General features: G+C 70.0%; 17 protein-coding genes and 1 tRNA gene. 7 read left to right on the forward strand and 11 right to left on the reverse strand.

The window, feature by feature from the left end; translation table 11 throughout:
* Positions 1-46: 46 nt before the first annotated feature.
* Positions 47-136: transfer RNA gene (locus ASC87_RS04200), tRNA-Ser, on the reverse strand.
* A gap of 110 nt (positions 137-246) precedes the next feature.
* Here ASC87_RS04200 and ASC87_RS04205 point away from each other — a divergent pair.
* The gene (locus ASC87_RS04205) at positions 247-786 is read left to right on the forward strand and encodes an isochorismatase family protein (RefSeq protein WP_056657159.1); all 540 of its coding nucleotides are present in this window, start codon (positions 247-249) and stop codon (positions 784-786) included.
* 26 nt (positions 787-812) lie between these two features.
* On the opposite strand, the gene ASC87_RS04210 is transcribed toward ASC87_RS04205, so the two are convergent.
* The gene (locus ASC87_RS04210) at positions 813-1,727 is read right to left on the reverse strand and encodes an alpha/beta fold hydrolase (RefSeq protein ID WP_056657162.1); all 915 of its coding nucleotides are present in this window, start codon (positions 1,725-1,727) and stop codon (positions 813-815) included.
* 1 nt (position 1,728) lies between these two features.
* Positions 1,729-2,556 (reverse strand): symmetrical bis(5'-nucleosyl)-tetraphosphatase, encoded by an 828-nt coding sequence (locus ASC87_RS04215; RefSeq protein ID WP_056657165.1) that lies wholly within the window; start codon positions 2,554-2,556, stop codon positions 1,729-1,731.
* A 107-nt stretch (positions 2,557-2,663) separates the two neighbouring features.
* Between ASC87_RS04215 and ASC87_RS04220 the strand changes: the two genes are divergently transcribed.
* The 3 genes from ASC87_RS04220 to ASC87_RS04230 all read left to right on the forward strand — a co-directional run bounded on the left by ASC87_RS04220 (position 2,664) and on the right by ASC87_RS04230 (position 8,024).
* Complete coding sequence (locus ASC87_RS04220; RefSeq protein WP_056657167.1) at positions 2,664-3,965, forward strand: hemolysin family protein; 1,302 nt, start codon at positions 2,664-2,666, stop codon at positions 3,963-3,965.
* Complete coding sequence (locus ASC87_RS04225) at positions 3,962-4,720, forward strand: SapC family protein (protein WP_056657168.1); 759 nt, start codon at positions 3,962-3,964, stop codon at positions 4,718-4,720. The genes ASC87_RS04220 and ASC87_RS04225 overlap by 4 nt, the downstream gene beginning before the upstream one ends.
* 76 nt (positions 4,721-4,796) lie before the next feature.
* Entirely contained in the window at positions 4,797-8,024 is a 3,228-nt protein-coding gene (locus ASC87_RS04230) for an error-prone DNA polymerase (protein WP_056657170.1), read from the forward strand.
* Between the two features lie 37 nt (positions 8,025-8,061).
* Here the strand turns inward: ASC87_RS04230 and ASC87_RS04235 are convergent, their stop codons facing one another.
* Positions 8,062-8,697, reverse strand: a complete 636-nt coding sequence (locus ASC87_RS04235) for a hypothetical protein (protein WP_056657172.1) — start codon at positions 8,695-8,697, stop codon at positions 8,062-8,064.
* A 139-nt stretch (positions 8,698-8,836) separates the two neighbouring features.
* Here ASC87_RS04235 and yaaA point away from each other — a divergent pair, with 139 nt between their 5' ends.
* The 3 genes from yaaA (at position 8,837) to ASC87_RS04250 (ending at position 10,810) form a co-directional block, all read left to right on the forward strand.
* On the forward strand, positions 8,837-9,619 hold the full coding sequence (gene yaaA, locus ASC87_RS04240) for a peroxide stress protein YaaA (protein ID WP_056657175.1): 783 nt from the start codon (positions 8,837-8,839) through the stop codon (positions 9,617-9,619).
* A gap of 30 nt (positions 9,620-9,649) precedes the next feature.
* Entirely contained in the window at positions 9,650-10,501 is an 852-nt protein-coding gene (locus tag ASC87_RS04245) for a 2OG-Fe(II) oxygenase (RefSeq protein WP_056657178.1), read from the forward strand.
* 102 nt (positions 10,502-10,603) lie between these two features.
* Positions 10,604-10,810: a hypothetical protein gene (locus tag ASC87_RS04250; protein ID WP_056657180.1), complete on the forward strand. Its 207-nt coding sequence runs from the start codon at positions 10,604-10,606 to the stop codon at positions 10,808-10,810.
* A gap of 90 nt (positions 10,811-10,900) precedes the next feature.
* On the opposite strand, the gene ASC87_RS04255 is transcribed toward ASC87_RS04250, so the two are convergent.
* From ASC87_RS04255 to ASC87_RS04285, 7 genes are all read right to left on the reverse strand, one after another.
* Positions 10,901-11,410 carry a hypothetical protein gene (locus tag ASC87_RS04255; RefSeq protein ID WP_157603840.1) on the reverse strand — a complete coding sequence of 170 codons (510 nt, stop codon included), beginning with the start codon at positions 11,408-11,410 and terminating at the stop codon, positions 10,901-10,903.
* Between the two features lie 112 nt (positions 11,411-11,522).
* Complete coding sequence (locus ASC87_RS04260) at positions 11,523-12,230, reverse strand: NAD(P)H-binding protein (protein ID WP_056657188.1); 708 nt, start codon at positions 12,228-12,230, stop codon at positions 11,523-11,525.
* A gap of 40 nt (positions 12,231-12,270) precedes the next feature.
* Positions 12,271-13,527, reverse strand: coding sequence for a glycoside hydrolase family 6 protein (locus tag ASC87_RS04265; protein WP_082568384.1), 1,257 nt, complete (start codon positions 13,525-13,527; stop codon positions 12,271-12,273).
* 529 nt (positions 13,528-14,056) lie between these two features.
* Positions 14,057-16,159: a glycoside hydrolase family 5 protein gene (locus ASC87_RS33015; protein ID WP_235582045.1), complete on the reverse strand. Its 2,103-nt coding sequence runs from the start codon at positions 16,157-16,159 to the stop codon at positions 14,057-14,059.
* Between the two features lie 25 nt (positions 16,160-16,184).
* Positions 16,185-18,023 carry a protein-disulfide reductase DsbD gene (gene dsbD, locus ASC87_RS04275; RefSeq protein ID WP_056657191.1) on the reverse strand — a complete coding sequence of 613 codons (1,839 nt, stop codon included), beginning with the start codon at positions 18,021-18,023 and terminating at the stop codon, positions 16,185-16,187.
* Positions 18,024-18,036: 13 nt separating this feature from the next.
* Positions 18,037-19,221, reverse strand: coding sequence for a DUF3570 domain-containing protein (locus ASC87_RS04280; RefSeq protein WP_157603841.1), 1,185 nt, complete (start codon positions 19,219-19,221; stop codon positions 18,037-18,039).
* Positions 19,208-19,426 carry a DUF4266 domain-containing protein gene (locus ASC87_RS04285; protein WP_056657198.1) on the reverse strand — a complete coding sequence of 73 codons (219 nt, stop codon included), beginning with the start codon at positions 19,424-19,426 and terminating at the stop codon, positions 19,208-19,210. The genes ASC87_RS04280 and ASC87_RS04285 overlap by 14 nt, the downstream gene beginning before the upstream one ends.
* Positions 19,427-19,433: the final 7 nt, after the last annotated feature.

Raw genomic sequence — 19,433 nt, forward strand, 5'->3', positions numbered from 1 at the left:
AAGGGCGCCAGACACACCCACGCTAGGGGGGCGATCGGCGCATCGATGGTGGAAGGCGTGGGATTCGAACCCACGGAGGGCTTACGCCCTCGGCAGTTTTCAAGACTGCTGCCTTAAACCGCTCGGCCAGCCTTCCTGTGATGTGGGCGATAGTGTAATCGCGCAGCGGAGCGCATCCCCGGCCCGCCGCGCGGCCAAGGTGCGCGGTGTGACGGCGGCTGCCAGAATCGCCCTAGGAGGTGCGCCGTGACCCTGATCCGCGTTGACCGTTCGACCCTGGTACTCGTCGACTACCAGGCCCGCCTGCTCCCGGCGATCCACCGGTCCGCCGAGGTGCTGGACGCCGCGATCCGCCTGGCGGACGTGGCCCGCGAACTCGGGGTGAGGGTGGTGGGCACCGAGCAGAACCCGGCGGGCCTCGGGCCCACGGCGCCCGCGCTGCAGGTGCGGTGCGACCAGGTGCTGGCCAAGACACACTTCGACGCGTGCGCGGACGGCCTGCTGGCCGGCCGGCCCGCCCACGAGGTGGTGATCGCCGGCTGCGAGTCGCACGTGTGCCTGCTGCAGACGGCGCTGGGCCTGGCCGGCGCCGGCCACACGGTGTGGGTGGTGGCAGACGCCTGCGGCTCGCGCCGCGTGGCCGACCACGACCTCGGCATGCAGCGCCTGCGCGATGCCGGCGTGCGCATCGTCAACGTGGAGATGGTGGCCTTCGAGTGGCTCCGGTCGTGCTCCCACGACCGGTTCAAGGCGGTGCTGGCGCTCATCAAGTCGGCGCCGCTCTGACTTCGGTGGGATCGGCCAACCGAAGTTCAGTCGGCGGCCCTCACAACGGTGGCACCCGGGGTGCCGGCTGGCAGGCGCCCCGTCTGCAACCAGGCGAGGGCCGTGGGCCACAGCGTGGCCTCGAACCGGCTGTGGAAGAACCCGAAGTGCCCGATGGTGTCCACGCCGATGTCGGCCGGTGCGATGCGCAGGTGCGTGCGCTGGCTGCCGCCGAAGTAGCCGAGCAGGCGCTCGGTGGCGGGGATGGTGCCGAACGGGTCGTCGGTGAGGCTGATGGCCAGCACGTGGGCCTTCATCGCGGCGAACGACGGCGGCGGGCCGGACTGCCAGGTTCGCCGGCCGCTGGGCCGGTGTTCGAGGCGCGGGGTGCACGCGGCCCAGTCGCGGGCCACGCCGCGCGGGGTGTCTTCCATCCAGCCGAGCCGCTTGGCCGGCACGTACCCCAGCACGGCGGCCAGCGCGGGCATGGCCACGTGCCACTTCGCCACCATGCGCCAGCGTTCGCGCGGCGCGTAGTCGCGCCAGTAGGCGTACTGCGCGCCCACGGTGACCAGGCGCCGGATCACGGGCGCCGAGGGCGCGAGCCCCGCGGCGCAGCCCCCGAAGCTGTGGCCCACCACGTCGATGGGGCGCCCGGGGAAGGCCGCCGAGGCGTGCTGCAGCACCGCCTCGAAATCCAGGCCGCCCCAGTCGGCCCACGACGCGTCGAACCCGCGCAGCGAGGCCGGACGGGACTCGCCGATGCCACGGTAGTCGTACAGGATCACGTCGGCGCCGTGCGCGAACAGGTGGTCGGCGAACCGGGTGTAGTAGCGGCAGCGCACCGACGTGGCGGCGTTGACGATGACCACCGGCCGGTCGGGCGCCGGCTCGCCATGGGCCCACACGAACCCGCGAAGGGGCGCCCCGTCGCGGGCGTGCAGCGTCAGCGGGCGCTGCATGTCAATGGAACGGCGAGGCCTGGTCGCACGGTACCTGGAACAGCCCCTCGCGTTCGCCGCGCGGGCCCACGCGCATGGCGGTGAGCTGGCCGCCCCACACGCAGCCGGTGTCGAGCGACAACAGGTCGGGGCGGTCGATCAGCCCGAGGGTGGACCAGTGCCCGAACGCCACCGGCACGCCAGCCGTGAGCCGCCCGGGGGCGTCGAACCAGCGGTACAGGCCCGGCGGCGCCTCGCCCTGGCCGTCCTTGCTGTGCAGGTCGATGGTGCCGTCTGCAGCGCAGAAGCGCAGGCGGGTGAGCACGTTGATGGCAAAGCGCAGCCGGGCGTCGCCGGCCAGGGCGGGGTCCCAGCGGTCGGGGGTGTTGCCGTACATCACCGCCAGGAAGTCGGCCAGGTCGGGCGCCTGCAGCCGGGTCTCGATCTCGCCGGCCAGCGCGAGGGTGGTGTCCAGGTCCCACTGGGGCACGATGCCGGCATGCACCATCAGCCAGCCGTGTTCGAAGAGTGCCAGGCGCTGGTGGCGCAGCCAGTCGACGATGGCGGGGCGGTCCACCGCGTCGAGCACGTCGTCGAGCGTGTCGCCCTTCGACGGCTTGCGGGTGCCGTGGGCCACCGCGAGCAGGTGCAGGTCGTGGTTGCCCAGCAGGCAGGTGGCGGTGTCGCCCAGGCCCACCAGGCGGCGCAGCGTGGCGAGCGTGGCCGGGCCGCGGTTGGCCAGGTCGCCGAGCAGGTAGAGCCGGTCGCGCGACGGGGAGAAGTCGACACGTTCGAGCAGGCGTTCGAAAGCGTCGCAGCAGCCCTGCAGGTCGCCGATCAGGTAGTTCATGGGTGCATTGTGCCGTGGGGGGTGGATACGGATTGTCACCGGGGTCTGCTACCCTAGACGCCTTCTTCGTATCGTGCGCGTCCGGACGTTCCCGGGGCGCGCCCCGCATGGACATCGCTCTACTTGTTTTCCTGATCCTGCTCAATGGCCTGTTTGCCATGTCAGAGATGGCACTCACTGCCAGCCGCAAGGCGCGGCTCCAGGTGATGGTCGAAACCGGGGAGTCGGGCGCCCAGGCGGCGATGGACCTGCACGACAACCCCACGAAATTCCTGTCCACGGTGCAGATCGGCATCACGTCGATCGGCGTGCTCAACGGCATCGTGGGCGAGGCCGCCTTCGCCGCACCGTTCGCGCACTGGCTTGCCCGCGGGTTCGACATTTCGGCGCATGCCGCCGGCATCACGGCCACCGGCCTGGTGGTCATGTGCATCACGTTCGTCACCATCATCTTCGGCGAGCTGGTGCCCAAGCGGCTGGGCCAGATGTACCCGGAATCGGTGGCCCGCCTCGTGGCGCCGCCCATGGAGCTGCTGTCGCTCGTCGCGCGCCCGTTCGTCAAGCTGCTGTCGTGGTGCACTGAGGCCACGCTGCGGCTGCTGGGCATCCGCGGCGGCCCGTCGCGTTCGGTGACCGAAGAGGAAATCGCCGCCAGCCTCGAGGAAGGCCTCGACGCCGGGATCATCGAGGCACAGGAGCACCAGATGGTGCGCAACGTGTTCCGCCTCGACGACCGTGAGGTGGGCTCGATGATGATCCCGCGCACGGACATCGTGTGGCTCGATGCCAATGCCGGCGCCGACCAGATCCGCGAGGCCATGTCGGCCCAGGAGCACTCGCGCTACCCGGTGTGCCGCGGCGGCCTGAACGACGTGCTGGGCATCATCAGCGCGCAGAGCCTGCTGCAGCAGCAGCTGCAGGGCCTGCCGCTGTCCCTCACGGAACACCTGCAGCCGCCGGTGTTCGTGCCTGAGACGCTGTCGGGCATGGAGTTGCTCGACCAGTTCCGCGCCACGAGCGCGCAGCTCGTGTTCGTCGTCGACGAATACGGCGAGGTGCAGGGCGTGATCACCGTGCGCGACGTGCTGGAAGCCATCACCGGCGAGTTCTCCACGCCGGCCGACGGCGACGCATGGGCGGTGCAGCGCGACGATGGTTCGTGGCTGTTCGATGGCCTGATCCCCGTGCCCGAGCTGAAGGACCGCCTCGACCTGAAGGACCTGCCCGACGAAGACCGCGGGCGCTACAACACGCTGGCCGGCATGGTGATGCTGCTGCTGGGCCGCCTGCCGCAGACCACCGACTCGGTCGAGTGGGAAGGCTGGCGCTTCGAGGTGGTGGACCTCGACGGCAAGCGCGTCGACAAGGTGCTCGCCACCGCCCTGGAAACCGGAGACCACGACCGATGAGCGCTGCCGCGCTGTACACGCAGCTGGTGCTGCTCGACCGCCAGAAACACCGCACCACCCGCGTGCGCGGCTGGACCGACCGCCGCGCCGCGGCGGGCCTGAACGCCGTTTTCTGCGCGGCCGCCGAATTCGCCGAGGCCTGCAAGGCCTTCCCGCTGCTGTTCATCCGCAGCGGCGAACAGGATGCACGGGGCCAGCCGGTGATCACGCCCGTGTGCCTGCTGGGACTGGAGGCCGGCGAGAACCTCTTCGTCGACGACGGCACCTGGACGGCCGCCTACGAGCCCGCCTTCCTGCGCCGCTACCCGTTCGCGCTGGTGGACGCCCGCCAGGACGGCGGCGACGCGTCGGCCCAGGCCGTGGCGGTGGATGCCGGCTTCGGCGGCCTCGCCGAGCACGGCGACGGCGAGCGCCTCTTCGGCGACGACGGCGAACCCACGCCATACCTGCAGCAGGTGCTGCAGTTCCTGAACGACTACGAAGCGGCGGTGCAGATCACCCGCCCCATCGGCGCCCACCTGCAGTCGCTCGGGCTGCTGAAGGACATGCGCGCGGCCGGCAAGCTCACCAACGGCGAGCCGTTCGCGGTAGACGGTTTCCTCGTGGTGGACGAGGAGAAGCTGCGCGCGCTGCCCGACGACGTGGTGCTGTCCATGCACCGCGGCGGCCTGCTGGCGCTGGTGCACGCGCACCTGGTGTCGCTCAGCAACCTGTCGCGGCTGGTGGACCGGAAGTCGGCCCGGCGGCGGGCCTGACACGTCGCTGTCCACAGCACAGCGCCAGCTGGCAACCTGGCCTTGACTCCCGGCGGCCGCAGGGGATACTGTATGGATGAACAGTATCCCCCAGGGCGCAGCGGCACCGCGCCTTGCGCTGCCCGCCTACGCGGAGTTGCATTGCCGCAGTAATTTCACTTTCCTGACGGGCGCTTCCCACCCCGAGGAACTGGTCGAGCGGGCCATCGCCCTCGGCTACTCGGCGCTGGCCATCACCGATGAATGTTCGCTTGCGGGCGTGGTGCGCGCCCACGTCGCCGCGCGCGAGCGGCCGCTGCACCTGATCGTCGGGGCAGAGATGCGGCTCACGCCGGTGGCCGAGCCGTCGGCGGGCGGGCCGCGGCTGCCGCTGCGGCTCGTGCTGCTGGCGCAGTCGCGCCGGGGGTACGGCAACCTGTCGCAGTGGATCACCGTGGCGCGCCGGCGGGCGGTCAAGGGCAGCTACCTGGCGCACGCGTCCGACCTGGAGGGCCGGGTGCCCCACGCACCCATGCTCGCGGGGCTGCCTGATTGCCTCGGGCTGCTGGTGGTGCAGGCCGGGCAACCGTTCGAGGAGGTGTTCGCCCAGGCCATGTGGCTCAAGACCTGGTTCCAGGACCGGGCGGCGCTCGCGCTCGAGCTGCTGCACCGCCCGGGCGACGACGACCTCGTCACCCACGTGCTGCGGGTGGCCGAACTCACCGGGCTGCCGGTGGTGGCGTCGGGCGACGTGCTGATGCACGTGCGCTCGCGCAAGGCCCTCCAGGACACGCTGGCCGCCACCCGCCTCAACCGCCCCGTGGCCGACTGCGGCTGGCAGCTCGAACCCAATGCCGAACAGCACCTGCGCTCGCGGGCCCGGCTGGCGGCGTTGTACGACCCCGCCTGGCTCGCGCAGACGGTGGCGCTGGCGGCGCGCTGCACGTTCTCGCTGGGGGAACTGAAGTACGAGTACCCGCAGGAACTGGTGCCGCCCGGCGAAACGCCCACCAGCCACCTGCGCGCGCTCACGTGGGCGGGTGTCCCGCGGCGGTTCCCTGGCGGGCTGGAACCCGAACTCGCCGCCCAGATCGACAAGGAACTCGCGCTCATCGCGCAGCTCGGCTACGAGGCCTATTTCCTCACGGTGGCCGACATCGTGGCCTGGGCTCGCGCGCAGGGCATCCTGTGCCAGGGGCGGGGCAGTGCGGCCAACTCGCTCGTGTGCTACTGCCTGCACGTCACCGAGGTGGACCCGCGCCGCGCCACGATGCTGTTCGAGCGGTTCATCAGCGCCGAGCGCAACGAGCCGCCCGACATCGACATCGACTTCGAACACCAGCGGCGCGAGGAGGTCATCCAGTACCTCTACCGCAAGTACGGCCGCCACCGCGCGGCGCTCACGGCGGTGGTGATCAGCTACCGGCCGCGGTCGGCGCTGCGCGACGTGGGCCGGGCCCTCGGCATCGACCAGGCCGCCATCGACCTGCTGGCCAAGAGCCAGCAGTGGTTCGACGGCGACACCGTCAACGCCGACCGGCTGCGCGAGAACGGCTTCGACCCGGACGCCCCCGTCACGCGCCGATGGGTCGAACTCACCGCGCAACTCATCGGGTTCCCGCGCCACCTGAGCCAGCACCCGGGCGGGTTCGTGATCGCGAAGGACCGCATCGAGCAGCTGGTGCCAGTGGAAAACGCCGCGATGGACGGCCGCAGCATCGTGCAGTGGGACAAGGACGACCTCGACGCGCTGGGGCTCATCAAGGTGGACATCCTCGCGCTGGGCATGCTGAGCGCGCTGCGCCGGTCGCTCGAGTACGTGGGCCACAAGCTCGGCCGCCCGTTCACGATGCAGGACGTGCCCGACGGCGACACCCCCACGTACGACATGATCTGCCGCGCCGACACGGTGGGGGTGTTCCAGATCGAAAGCCGCGCGCAGATGAGCATGCTGCCGCGGCTGCAGCCGCGCACCTACTACGACCTGGTGGTGGAGGTGGCCATCGTGCGGCCCGGGCCCATCCAGGGGGGCATGGTGCACCCGTACCTGCGCAACCGCGGCCTGCCGCCCGACCAGATCGAGTACCCCCGCGACGAGATCAAGCCCGCGCTCCAGCGCACGCTCGGGGTGCCCATCTTCCAGGAGCAGGTGATGCAGATCGCCATGCTGGCGGCCGACTTCACCGGCGGCGAAGCCGATGCGCTGCGCCGTGCCATGGCCGCCTGGAAGCGCAAGGGCGGCCTCGGGCCGTTCGAGCGCAAGCTCGTGGGCCGCATGGTGGAGAAGGGTTACGAGCAGGACTACGCCGAACGCATCTTCAAGCAGATCGAGGGCTTCGGCGAATACGGCTTCCCCGAAAGCCACGCGGCCGGGTTCGCGCTGCTCGCGTACGTGAGCAGCTGGCTCAAGTGCCACCACCCGGATGCCTTCCTCACCGGCTTGCTCAACAGCCAGCCGATGGGGTTCTATGCGCCGGCCCAGCTGGTGCGCGATGCGCGGGCGCATGGCGTCACGGTGCAGCCGGTGGACGTGAACGCGAGCGGCTGGGACAGCCACCTCGAGGGGGATGCCGAGCCGTGGCGTGCCGTGCGGCTCGGGCTGCGGCAGGTCAAGGGGTTCACCGAAGCGGCCGCGTGCCGGCTGGCGGCCGCGCGCGCGGAGGCCGCGTTCGCCAGCCCCGAGGACCTGGCACGCCGCGCCGCGCTGAGCGGCCAGGAACTCGAGTGGCTGGCCCAGGCCGACGCGTTGCGGCACGTGCCCGGCGTGACCACGGGCCCGGCGGGCGGGCACCGCCACCAGGCGGCCTGGGCGGTGGCCGGCATCGACACCCGCCCCACCGAACTGCTGCGGGCCACCCGTGTGGTGGAGGCGCCCGCGCAACTCGCCGCGCCCGCGGCCATCGAGGACACCCTGGCCGACTACCGCGCGCTCGGCCTCACGCTTGGCGCCCATCCGCTGGCCCTGCTGCGCGCGCAACTCGATGCCTTCAAGGTGCTGCCGGCCAGCGCGTTGCGCGAGCTGCCGAACGGCCGCCTGGCGCGGGCGAGTGGCCTCGTCACGCACCGCCAGCGCCCGCCCACCGCGAAGGGCACCATGTTCGTCACGCTGGAGGACGACACCGGGGGCATCAACGTGATCGTGTGGCCGAAGGTGGTGGAGGCCCAGCGCAAGCCGCTGCTGGGGGCGGCGCTGCTGACCGTGTTCGGGCAGTGGCAGCGCCAGGGGGAGGGCGACCGGGCGGTGATGCACCTCGTGGCCACGAAGGTGATCGACCACACCCCGCTGCTGCAGGGGCTGGCCACGCGCAGCCGGGATTTCCGGTAACCGCCCCGGGCGAGAAGATCGAGTTCGCCGCGAACGGTCAGGCCGCTTGCGGCTCGGTGTCGCGCGGCGAGGTGGCGTTGGCCGTCACGCGGCGGGCGCTCTGCAGCGCCAGCTTGAGGTCGCGCGGTGACCCGGTGACCACCACGAGGTTGGTGTCGGGGTGGCGGAACGTGCCCGATTCGGCGGCCTTCGGCAGCCACAGCACCGGTGCGGCACCGGCGGCCAGGGCGCCCTTGGCGAGCGCGGCCACCGGGTCGGGCCACAGCGGCTTGTCCTTGGCGTTCACGAGCCGTGGCCCCGTGCTGCCCTTGCCCGGCGTGGACGACCATGTGGCGGTCTTGAACGCATGGATGTCCACCACGAAGCGCATGCCATCGTCGCGGATCACCGCGAGCGGAGCCACCCAGCCGCCCGGCAGGCGCTTGTCGAGCTTGACCGACCACTGGGTGGGCAACGAGAGTGCGGTGCGTGACTTCTCCACGAGGCGGCGGCGCCGCTCGATCCATTCGGCCCGTGCGGCGATGGCCAGCCCGGCCACCCCCACCACGGCAGCGCCGGCGGCCACCTCCCACCACCCGCGGCCGAAGATCAGGCTCACCTGGAGGCTGATGGCTGCCAGGCCGAGGCCGAGCAGGAGTTGAGCGAGCCAGTTGATGAGGGGATTGTGACGCATGGATCCGGGCGAAAAAGGGCACGGGCAACGCAGACGCGCCCATCCGGATTCTGGCAAAGGCGGTGCCCGGCGAGGTGGTACGAATTAACGTTTCGGGGCTCGGCGGCGGCGGCCGCTCCGCCTGAACGAAAATCGGCGGATGCACTTTCTTCTTTCGCCCGCCAAGTCCCTGGATTTCGAGACCCCCGCCCACGTCGAGAGCACCGCGTCGCCGCAGTTCCTGCCGCAGTCGGCCGAACTGATCGGGTTGCTCCGGCCGAAGAGCCCGCAGGAGATCGCCACGCTGATGGACCTCTCCGACAACCTCGCCGCGCTCAACGTCGCCCGGTACGGTGCCTGGTCACGCCGTTTCACTGCACGCAACAGCAAGCCGGCCGTGCTGGCCTTCAACGGCGACGTGTACGACGGCCTGCAGGCCGCCACGCTCGGCGCGGACGACCTCGCGTGGGCGAACGACCACGTCAGCATCCTGAGCGGCCTGTACGGCGTGCTGCGGCCGCTCGACCGCATGCAGCCGTACCGCCTCGAGATGGGCACCGCGCTCGAGAACCCGCACGGCCGCAACCTGTACGCGTTCTGGGGCGACACGCTCGCCCTCTACCTCAACCGCCGCGTGGCGGCCGACCCGGCGCCAGTCATCGTGAACCTGGCGTCGAACGAGTACTTCAAGGCCGCACACCGCAAGGTGCTCAAACCCCGGGTCATCGACTGTGTGTTCGAGGATTGGAAAGGTGGAAAATACAAGGTCATCAGCTTCTTCGCGAAACGCGCGCGGGGCCTGATGGCACGCCATGCCATCACGCATCGCCTCGTCTCGCCGAGCGACCTGCAATCCTTCGCGTCCGACGGTTATGCATTCGACCGCGCCGGCTCGGAACCCGATCGCCTCGTGTTCCGCCGCCGTGTCGCTGGCGTGGCTTGATCCCGGCGCGCACCACGGCACAATGACAGCATGACCGAACAGCAAGTCACCCCTGAACTTCGGCAGTGGATCGTCGACCAGGCCAAGGCAGGCCGCGACCCCGATGCCGTGCTCAAGTCCATGATCGAAAGCGGCTGGAACGAAGACGTCGCGCTGGTCGCGCTCGAGCACACCCTGTCCGGGTTCCTGAAGGAACACGCCGAGGCCAACGGCCTGCCGGTGCCGGTGCGCGTGCCCGAACCCGACCTCTTCGATTCACCATCCACCATCGTGGTCGACGGCCACGAAATCAGCATCGTCATGACGCTGCGCAGCCCCCGCGTGGTGGTGTTCGGCAACATGCTGTCCGACGCCGAATGCGATGAGCTGGTCGCCTTGTCGAAGCAGCGGCTCGCGCGCTCCGAGACGGTGGTCACCAGCACCGGGTCGAGCGAGGTCAACGTCGCCCGCACCAGTGACGGCATGTTCTTCAGCCGTGGCGAGAACCCCGTGTGCGCGCGGTTCGAAGCGCGCATCGCCGCGTTGCTGAACTGGCCCGTCGAAAACGGCGAAGGCCTGCAGATCCTGCGCTACCGGCCGGGTGCCGAGTACAAGCCGCACTACGACTACTTCGACCCGGCGCACACGGGCACGCCCAACATCCTCAAGCGCGGCGGGCAGCGCGTGGGCACGCTCGTGACCTACCTCAACACGCCCACGCTCGGCGGTGCCACCACGTTCCCCGACGTGCACCTCGAGGTGGCGCCGGTCAAGGGCAATGCGGTGTTCTTCAGCTACGACCGGCCGCACCCGATGACCCGCACGCTGCACGGCGGCGCGCCGGTGGTGGACGGAGAGAAATGGGTGGCCACCAAGTGGTTGCGCGAAGGCCGTTTCGAGTGACCACGGCGCGCCGGTAATCTTTCATCGATGGTGTCAACGGGGGCTGCAAGGTCCTCGTTGTGCATGGGAGCGACATGCTCTTCAACCGATGAAAGACCTGACATGAACAAGTTGTTTGCCGCCCTGATCGCTGCTTCGTTCTCGCTGGGTGCGTTCGCCGCGGCGCCGGCTGCCGCTCCGGCTGCTGACGCAGCGTCCGTCCCTGCAGCCAAGGCTGCACCGGCCAAGAAGGCCACGCACGTCAAGAAGGCTGCGCCGGCGAAGAAGGCCGCGGCACCTGCCGCTGCAGCGTCGGCCACCAAGAGCTGAGCGTCGCCCCGCGTTGAAAAGGCCCGGCAACCGCCGGGCTTTTTTCGTGGATGCGTCCGCGGGCTCGGAGGCTGGGGGTCCTTCAGCCTCTCAGGCGCGCTTGCGGTGCGCGGCCCCGTCGAGCGCCGCCGGTTGCGTGGTGCTGCCGAACGGCCGGCTGCGCTCGATGCGCAGCCACTTGCGCTGTTCCCACGTCTGAGGGCCGGTCATGGGCCAGCGTTCGAGCACCGCGGCGAGTTCAGCGCGCGGCAGCCGGCGGTAGGCCGGCGTGCCCGGGCGTAGCAGCCACAGGCCACGGCGCAGGCGCGACGGCAGCGGGGCCTGCGATTCGGCCACCCAGAACACGCATTGCTTGTTTTCCCAGAAGGCCGTGCGCTCGAAGTGCACGCGGCCCGCGAAACCCGTATCGGCCGGGAAGATGAGGTGTTCGTCCGCCAGTTCGACCACCGCGAACGACAGGTCGCCAGGGGTTTCGCCAGTGCCACGATGGACGAAGATCACGCGCTCGACCTGGTCGGCCGTGAAGCGGTCGACTTCAGTGTCGTCGCGGAACACCACGACGTCTGATCCTTGCCAAGCGGTATGCCATGGTGTCTTCATGTGAGGTACTCCACAATTTTGACCACGTTAACGCGGGGGAAGGCGGAGGATGTGTCCACCCGCGTCAATTGGCAAGCGGCTTTGCCGCCATTGGGGTTATTGAAACACTTGCTCACATCCGGGGTGGACTGGGCGGGGGTTGCATCGCGGCGGACTCGAGGCGGCGCACGCCCGGAGCGCCGCTGAGCATCGCGTGGAGCATCGCGGCGGCCACGGCTTCGGCCTCGATGGGCCGCACGCGGCGCGGCACGAAACGCATCACCGGGCGCAGCAGGCGTTCGCCCCACTGTTCCACCGGGCGCACCGTTTGCCCGAGGGCCGCACGGTCGCCGATCAGCAGCGACGGGCGGGCGATCACCACGGTGGAAAAACCGAGCGACGTGACGGCGTCTTCCATCTCGCCCTTCACGCGGTTGTAGAACACCTTCGAGCGGGCATTGGCGCCCAGCGCCGACACCACGGCCAGCCGCATGGCGCCGGCCTCGCGTGCCGCGCGGGCCGTGGCCAGCACCGCATCGAAATCCACCTGGCGGAACGCGGTTCGGGAGCCAGCCGTCTTGATGGTGGTGCCGAGCGCGATGTACACGTCGTCCACCGATGGCAGCACCGGCAGCGCGTTGAACGCCACCGGGTGGTGGCGCAGCTTGTCATGGTGCACCGGGTGCGAGGGCAACCGGCGCACGAGCGCATGGACCATCCGGTAGGACGATTGCGCGAGCAGCATGGGCAGCAGCTGCGAGCCGATGAGGCCCGTGCTGCCCGCCACCCACGCCGTGCGGGCACGGCGCGGGTCGGGAACGGGGGCGGTGAAGGTGACCATCACCGGTCACTGTACTGCGGGCCGCCCCCGGCCACCCCGATCACTTCAGCGCGGGGTAGGCATTGCGCAGCAGCATCATGAACTGGTCATGGAACCACTGCCCGGCGTGCGGTGCGCCGGTGAGGGCGTCGCCGGTCTTGGTGCCGCACATCTCGTCGTAACGCTTGCCTTCGGCGTTCGGCGTGTTGGCCGACGTGTCGCTCGTGCCGTCGGAGTCGCCCGGCGGTTTCACGAACACGAACGCGTCGAGGTGCGGGCGCGAGTTGTCCGGGTTGGCGCGCGGACGCTCGCCGATGCCGGTGTCCTTCACGTTGCACCAGTTGCCACGGTGTGCGCGGCGGTCGATGCGCATGTCGTCCACGTCGGCCGCGGCGGCCGTGGGGCGCTTCGCGCCGCCCCAGCCGTTGCGCGAGGTGTCGACGATGAACGACAGGCTCTGCGGGAAGCCGGCGGCAACGAACTCCTTGCGCAGCGTGTCGACGTAGCTGAGTTCATCGACGACGCGGTTCCACTGGTAGAACTGCGTGGTGCGCCCGGAGTCGACGATGGTGTCGTCGAAGCTGTTGAAGAAAGGTTCGTCGAGCGGCGTGTAGTTCGCGGTGTTGCTGGCGAACCCGCGCACGATGTCGAGGCGGCCGCTGGTGGTCGCGCCCTGGATCAGCGTCTTGAACCCGGCGATGGCCTTGGCCCGGTTGTCGTTCCAGCCGAGCCAGCCCGAGTGGGCGATGTCGAGGTACATCGCGACGTTCTTGACACCGGACAGCTTGTTCAGCGTGTACTGGATGCCTTCCACGTAGACCTTCTTCGCATCGACGGCATCGCAGGCGGGCTTGCCGTTGCCCACGTTCGTCAGCATGTTCGGGTACGAGTCGGGCTCGATCACTGCCACGACGCGCAGGCCTGCGTACGCCGGCCGCGCGACGATCTCGGCGATGCGGTCGATGTACTGCGTCTTGTAGAGCGACATGCCGTTCTGGGCCGAACTCAGTTCCCCGTTCGACGCGAACGCCGCGCAATCGCGGTCAGGCAGGTCGTACACCACGAGCGTGATGGCGAGCGGCTTGAGCGCGCCCGTGCCGCTGATCGCGCGTTGCTGCACCAGGGCGGCATCGAGGTGGTCCACGAGGCCCATCGCGCCGCCGGTCGCGCGCGCGCCGTCGATCGCGGCGATGCGGTCGAGCCACACGGCCGTCGGGAACTTACCGGCCGCCTGCAGCAGTGCGGCGTCGGTCGAACCGGCGGTCACACGCGCCTGCGACACCTTGATCTTCGCCGCGTAGTCCGGATCCAGGTACATCGTGGCGTCGGCGTACGGGTTGCCCGTCGAGATCAGCGGGACGCTGGGTGAGGGGCTCGGGGACGGCGAGGGCGTCGGGGACGGGGTGGGTGCAGGCGTCGGAGCTGGAGCCGGCGTGGGAGCAGGAGCCGGCGTGGGAGCAGGTGACGGTGTCGGCGTTGGGGCCGGTGTCGGAGCTGGCGCAGGCGCAGGCGCAGGCGAAGGCGAAGGCGAAGGCGAAGGCGAAGGCGAAGGCGAAGGCGAACCCGTCGACGGGGCGGGGGCCGGGGTCGGTGTCGGAGAGGGCGCCGGGCTGCCGGTCGACGGTGCCGGCGCGGGCGACGGGGTGCCTCCGGTCGAGGGTGCCGGAGCCGGCGTGGGCGTCGGCGCCGGCGTGTTCGCGCTGGGCGACGGGGCTGGCGAGCTGGCGTTGGCGACGTTGTCGTCACCACCGCCGCAGGCGGACAGCACGAGCGAGAACAGCAGGCTGACGGCCAGCGGGGCGCGGGGTGAGGTCTTGTTTTTCATGGAACTCCCTGGGTTGACGTGTTTACTTGAGGTGCGTGGACAGCACGCTCATCTGCGGCTTGTCGGCGCCATTGGCGGGTTCGATCGAGTACATGTAGGAGCCCCACCACGGGCCGGCGGCCCACCAGGTCCAGCCGGCCCACACATCAGAGTTCGCCTCGACGTGGGCCAGCATCTGGTCGATGGCCTGGTTGCAGTTGGTGTTGGACGCAGCGCCGAATTCGCCGAGCAGCGCGCGGTAGCCGTTCGTGCGCAGCCAGCCGGTGAAGGCCACCAGGCGTTGTGCCGCCGCGGCCGGCGCGACGCAATCGGCGCTCGTGCCGGAGGAGTTGCTATCCGCGTACTGGTGCACCTCGAACACCATGTTCTTGCCCGGGTCGACGATGTTCTTCATCACGGTGCCGTTCGCCGTGCCGTACCCGTTTTCGAGCCAGCTGTGCGCGCCGGTCCACGCGTTGCCGGGCACGGTGACCACGTTGGTGGCGCCGCTGTTGCGGATCGCGGCGATGCCGGCGTTGGCCGCGGAGAGCCACTGTTCGGTGGGCATGTCGTGCGGTTCGTTCATGAGACCGAACACCACGAGCGGGTTGCCCTTGAACTGGGTGGCCAGGCGCGTCCAGAAGTCCGCGAACGCCGAGTTCGGCACGGCGGCGGAACCAATCAGCTGGTCCCGGTAGCGGGCGTAGTTGTGCGGGTCGATCACCACGGTCACGCCGGTGGCGGTCACCTGCTGAACGAAATCGCGCAGGCGGCCGAGCTCGGCGGCATCGAAGGGCTGGTTCAGCGCCGGTTGCAGCCGCTCCCAGAGGAACGGCAGGCGCACGGTGTTCATGCCCTTGCCCTTGAAGTACGCCACGCTGCCCGCGGACGGGTACACGTAGTTGGTGTTGTGCACACCGGGCAGCGTCTGGGGCGCGAACTCGGCACCGGCCAGGCTCACCCCCCGCCACTTCAGGCCGGTGACTGGCTGCTGGGTCACGCCCTCACCGCAGCCGATGCGTGTGGCACCGAGCGCGAGGTCGTCGAGCCACAGCTCGGCCTTGGGTCCGCCGCCCTGGTACAGCTGCCAGCCCATCTTGATGCGGTTGAACGCAGGGAAGACGAAGTCGACCGCGTTGCCGCCGTGCACCTTGGTCGACACGCTCAACTCGGGCTTCGCGACCCCGTCGATCCACACGTCGACGCTGTTGTCGGCGGCCTTCATCTGCCATTCCATGCAGGTCCAACGGCCGCCGGCCGTGGGGGTGGTCTCCTGCCACGAAGTCCAGTCGCCGGTGGGGCCGCCGTCCGCGCCCACGCCCCAGAGCGGGGTGCCGTTGGCCTTGCCGGGGATGTACTGTCCGCCGATCGGGCGCACCGCCGTGCCGTTGCCAGTGCCCGTGGCCTCGACGAGCGTGAAGTGGGCGTAGTCGGGCTTGGTGGGGAACGCATCGACCCACACCCACATGCGGCCGAAGAAACTGTTGCCGACGGGCGCAAACGTGTTGGGGATGAGGAACCCGACGCCGCCCGCTTCGACGGACAGGTGCAGCGCGTTCTTGCCGCGGGCATGCGTTGCGTCCACCGTCACGGTGGCCTGCCGGTTCTCGATCGTCCAGCGGGTGCTCGAGGCCGTGCCCTGGGCGGCGCTTTCGAAGTCCTCGCAGAACAGGTAGGTGCCAGCGCAGGCGCCGGCCGCCGGTGCGGGGGCAGGCGAAGGCGAAGGTGTGGGAGCCGGAGCCGGAGCCGGCGAAGGGGTGGGTGCCGGTGCCGGTGCAGGCGACGGGGTGGGCACGGGCGCAGGCGTCGGTGCCGGAGCAGGGGAGGGCGTGGGAGCCGGCGACGGGGTAGGTGCTGGCGCAGGGACCGGGGCCGGCGCAGGTGCGGGCCCGGGGGTCGGCGCAGGGGACGGTGCAGGAGACGGCGTGGGGGCCGGCGCCGGCGTCGGCGAGGGGGCGGGCGACGGCACGGGCGACGGCACCGGCACCGGTGCGGGCGAGCTGGCGTTGGGCGATGCCGTGGCGGCCACGGAATCGTCGCCGCCGCCGCAGGCGGCCAGCAGGACGGAGGTGCCGAGGGCGGCGCAGACGGCGCGCAGGCGGCGCCGATCGGAGCCGGACGTCGAGTGGGCAGACGGATGGTTCATGGTGGGGTCCAAGGTAGGCATAGAGTCAGAGTGCAGCCGCGTTCAGGCTGTCGAGGAACTGGCGGCTCGGTTGGTAGCCGATCACGCGGGCGGCCGCGTTCTCGCGGCCTTGGCCGTCGAAGAACACGATGCCGGGCGGGCCGAACAGGTCGAAGCGTTTCAGCAGGGCCTTGTCGTGCGCGGTGTTCGCGGTGACGTCGGCCTTGAGCAGCACGAAGTCCTGGAGCTTCTTGCGCACGTCGCCATCGGAGAACGTGAACTTCTCGTACTCCTTGCACGACACGCACCAGTCCGCGTAGAAATCGAGCATCACGGGTTTCCCGGCCGCGGCGATGGCGGCGTCCAGCTCGGCCACCGACCGCACCGTGGTGAACGCCGGCTTGCCGGACTCCGCCGACGTGGCGGACCCGCCGCGCGCGGCCAGGTGGGCCAGCGGTTGCAGCGTGTCGCGTCCGCCCGAGAGGGCGCCCACGAACTGCGCCGCACCCACGAGCGCGAGCAGCACGCCCACACCCTTGAAGAAGCTGCGCCAGCCACCGCCGGCTTCCGGCAGGCGTTCGAACGCACCCAGGTACACGGCGCTCATCAGCAGCAGGGCACCGGCCAGGGCCATCAGGCCCCACGTCGGCAGCACCGGCGACACGAGCCACAACGCCACTGCCAGCAGCAGCACGCCGAACGCGTGCTTGACCTTTTCCATCCAGGCACCTGCGCGCGGCAGCAGCGAGCCGGCAGACAGGCCCACCAGCAGCAGCGGGGCGCTCATGCCACACGCGAGCGAAAAGAGCGCCACACCGCCGATCAACACGTCGTGCGTGCGGCTGATGTACACGAGGGCGCCGGCGAGCGGTGCCGCGACACACGGCCCCACGATCAGTGCCGACATCCCGCCCATCACGAACACCCCGGCGAACGTGCCGCCCTTCAGGCGCCCGGAGGCCGCGCTGACCTTGCTCTGCACGGCACCCGGCATCTGCAGCTCGTAGAACCCGAACATCGACAGCGACAGCCCGGCGAGCAGCAGCGCGAACGCACCGAGCACCCACGGGTTCTGCAACGCGGCCGCGAGGCCTTCGCCCAGCAAGCCCGCCACCACGCCGAACGCGGTGTACACAAGCGCCATGCCGAGGCAGTAGCTGGCCGCGAGGCCCAGGCCTCGGGCGCGCGAGACCGGACCGGCCTGGCCCACGATGATCGACGAGAGGATGGGCACCATCGGCAGCACGCACGGCGTGAACGACAGCAGCAGGCCGGCCGCCGCGAACACGCCGGCGATCACCAGCAGGCTGCCGGATTGCAAGGCGTTCTGGATGCGGCTCGACTCGCCCGATGCGGGCGCGGCGGCTGCGGCGGGGGCCGCTGCCTTGGCGGGGGCGGCCACGTCGACGGGCTCGGCCAGGCGGCGCACGCCGGCCACGGCGCCGTTGGCCACGTCCACCTGGAACGAGCGCACCTCGGGCGGGTAGCAGAGCCCCTGGTCGGCACAGCCCTGGCTCGTCACGTTCAGCACGAACGGGGCGGCGGCCTGGGTGACGCCCACGGGCACCGTGACGGTGTCGCGGTAGGTCTCGACGTCCTTCTGGAAGGTTTCGTCGAACTTGATCTTGCCGGCGGGCAGGTCGGCCTTGAGCACACCGGTGCCCACCGCGGCCTCGAACGCGAAGCGCTCGCGGTACATCATGTAGCCCGGCGCGATGTCGAAACGCAGCGAGACGGTTTGGTCGTCTTGCCGCGAGGCGGTGACCGCGAAGGCTTTTTCAGGGTCGAGGAAGTCGTCGGCGGCGGTGGCGTGGCCCGCGAAGGCGAACCACGACAGGCATGCTGCGGCGAGCCCCCGTGCAAACGGGGAACAGAAACGAGTCATCGGAGGCTCCGGGTCAGAACTTGCGGCTCACGCCCACTTGGACGGAGTCCGCACTGAAGGTGTCGAGGTTGGGGGAACCCTTGCCGAAGCTGCGCCAGTCGCCGCGCTGCTCGTAGCGTTCGTACTTGATGTCGGTGGTCCAGTCCGCGTACCGCACCTCGGCCTTCAGGCCCGCGGTGATGGCCCCGAAGGCCGACATGCGCTGGTCGACCGTCATGTACGTCTGCGGCACGATGGGGCGCGGGTAGATCGCCGCGTCCATCACCGGGTCGTAGTAGAACGACGCAGAACTCTGCGTGTGGTAGCGCAGCGAAGGGGTGAGGGCGAGCCACCGGGTCACCGGCTGCACCCACGCACCTTCGAACGTGTGCGCGCTGATGTCGAACGAATCGCGGTAGTAGCGGTAGCTCGTGCGCAGCGTGGCGTCCCACCCGGCGAAGTGGTGGTTCCAGCGGGCGAGCGCGGCGCCCTGCTTGCGGCGTTCCGGGCGCTTGTCGTTGCGCTTGTACGGGTCGGTGAAATAACCCTCGCCGTCGGTGTACGTGATGTTGGCCTGCACGAGGTCGTTCGCGGTGAGCGCGTGGGTCACCCCGGCGATCACCTCGTTGGAGCGCTTGGCCTCGTTGACCACCACCTTGTTGACCGGGTTGATGACGTCTTCCGAGTGGCCCACACCAAGCGTGAACGTGGTGTTGTTGTCGGGCGTGGCGATACGGCCCTCGATCGACGCCGCGGTGGAGCGGTAGTCGTGTTCGGACGAATGGCTCACGCCCACGCTGACACCACCGCGGGAGAAGTGCCGCGAAATCCGCACGTCACCTGCCTTGCGGTTGTCGCTCATGCCGGGTGCCGACGTGGCGCCGGACACGTCGGTGTAGTACTTCGGCGTGGCGCCCGACACTTCGTCGAGCACGGCCGAGGCCTCCACCGTCCAGTCGGTGCCGATCGGTGCCTGCACGAAGACCGATGGCGACTTCGCCGTGATGCGCTTGAACTTCGTCGGTTCGGTGCCGTCGTAGTTCGGGTACTTCACCTCGACCTTCTGCTGGTCCTGGTAACGCAGGTAGCGCAGCGCGATCACGCCGTGTTCCGGCGCGGTCTCGGCCTGCGCGGCCGGGGCCGCGAGCGAGCCGTGCAGCGCGAGGGCCGCCATCACCACCTTGCCGAACGGGCGTTGGGTCTTGTCAGTTGCAGCCACAGCCACCTCCGCCCACGCCGTAACCGCCGCTTGCGGCTTCCTTGCTCGTGTAGATGTGCTGCTGGTAGCGCTGTTCCAGCGGGTCGCCACCCATCGTCATCTCAGGCTTGGCGAGGTTGCCTTTTTCCCAGGCCTGGGGAGGTGTCAGCACACCACAGCCGGACAATCCGGCGGCCACGAGGGCCAGGGGCAGGAGGTGTTTCAAGGGTCTG

It is taken from the genome of Rhizobacter sp. Root1221 (genome assembly GCF_001425785.1).
Classification (GTDB): Bacteria; Pseudomonadota; Gammaproteobacteria; order Burkholderiales; family Burkholderiaceae_C; genus Rhizobacter.

What these genes read in the sequence shown, in the direction of transcription:
- ASC87_RS04220 (WP_056657167.1), top strand. Translation starts at nt 2,664, where the DNA reads ATGGACATCGCTCTACTTGTTTTCCTGATCCTGCTCAATGGCCTGTTT.
- ASC87_RS04265 (WP_082568384.1), bottom strand. Translation starts at nt 13,527, where the DNA reads ATGTACCTGGATCCGGACTACGCGGCGAAGATCAAGGTGTCGCAGGCG.
- ASC87_RS04260 (WP_056657188.1), bottom strand. Translation starts at nt 12,230, where the DNA reads ATGGTCACCTTCACCGCCCCCGTTCCCGACCCGCGCCGTGCCCGCACG.
- ASC87_RS04210 (WP_056657162.1), bottom strand. Translation starts at nt 1,727, where the DNA reads ATGCAGCGCCCGCTGACGCTGCACGCCCGCGACGGGGCGCCCCTTCGC.
- ASC87_RS04245 (WP_056657178.1), top strand. Translation starts at nt 9,650, where the DNA reads ATGACCGAACAGCAAGTCACCCCTGAACTTCGGCAGTGGATCGTCGAC.
- ASC87_RS04250 (WP_056657180.1), top strand. Translation starts at nt 10,604, where the DNA reads ATGAACAAGTTGTTTGCCGCCCTGATCGCTGCTTCGTTCTCGCTGGGT.
- yaaA (WP_056657175.1), top strand. Translation starts at nt 8,837, where the DNA reads ATGCACTTTCTTCTTTCGCCCGCCAAGTCCCTGGATTTCGAGACCCCC.
- ASC87_RS04230 (WP_056657170.1), top strand. Translation starts at nt 4,797, where the DNA reads ATGAACAGTATCCCCCAGGGCGCAGCGGCACCGCGCCTTGCGCTGCCC.
- ASC87_RS04255 (WP_157603840.1), bottom strand. Translation starts at nt 11,410, where the DNA reads ATGAAGACACCATGGCATACCGCTTGGCAAGGATCAGACGTCGTGGTG.
- ASC87_RS33015 (WP_235582045.1), bottom strand. Translation starts at nt 16,159, where the DNA reads ATGAACCATCCGTCTGCCCACTCGACGTCCGGCTCCGATCGGCGCCGC.
- ASC87_RS04235 (WP_056657172.1), bottom strand. Translation starts at nt 8,697, where the DNA reads ATGCGTCACAATCCCCTCATCAACTGGCTCGCTCAACTCCTGCTCGGC.
- dsbD (WP_056657191.1), bottom strand. Translation starts at nt 18,023, where the DNA reads ATGACTCGTTTCTGTTCCCCGTTTGCACGGGGGCTCGCCGCAGCATGC.
- ASC87_RS04215 (WP_056657165.1), bottom strand. Translation starts at nt 2,556, where the DNA reads ATGAACTACCTGATCGGCGACCTGCAGGGCTGCTGCGACGCTTTCGAA.
- ASC87_RS04225 (WP_056657168.1), top strand. Translation starts at nt 3,962, where the DNA reads ATGAGCGCTGCCGCGCTGTACACGCAGCTGGTGCTGCTCGACCGCCAG.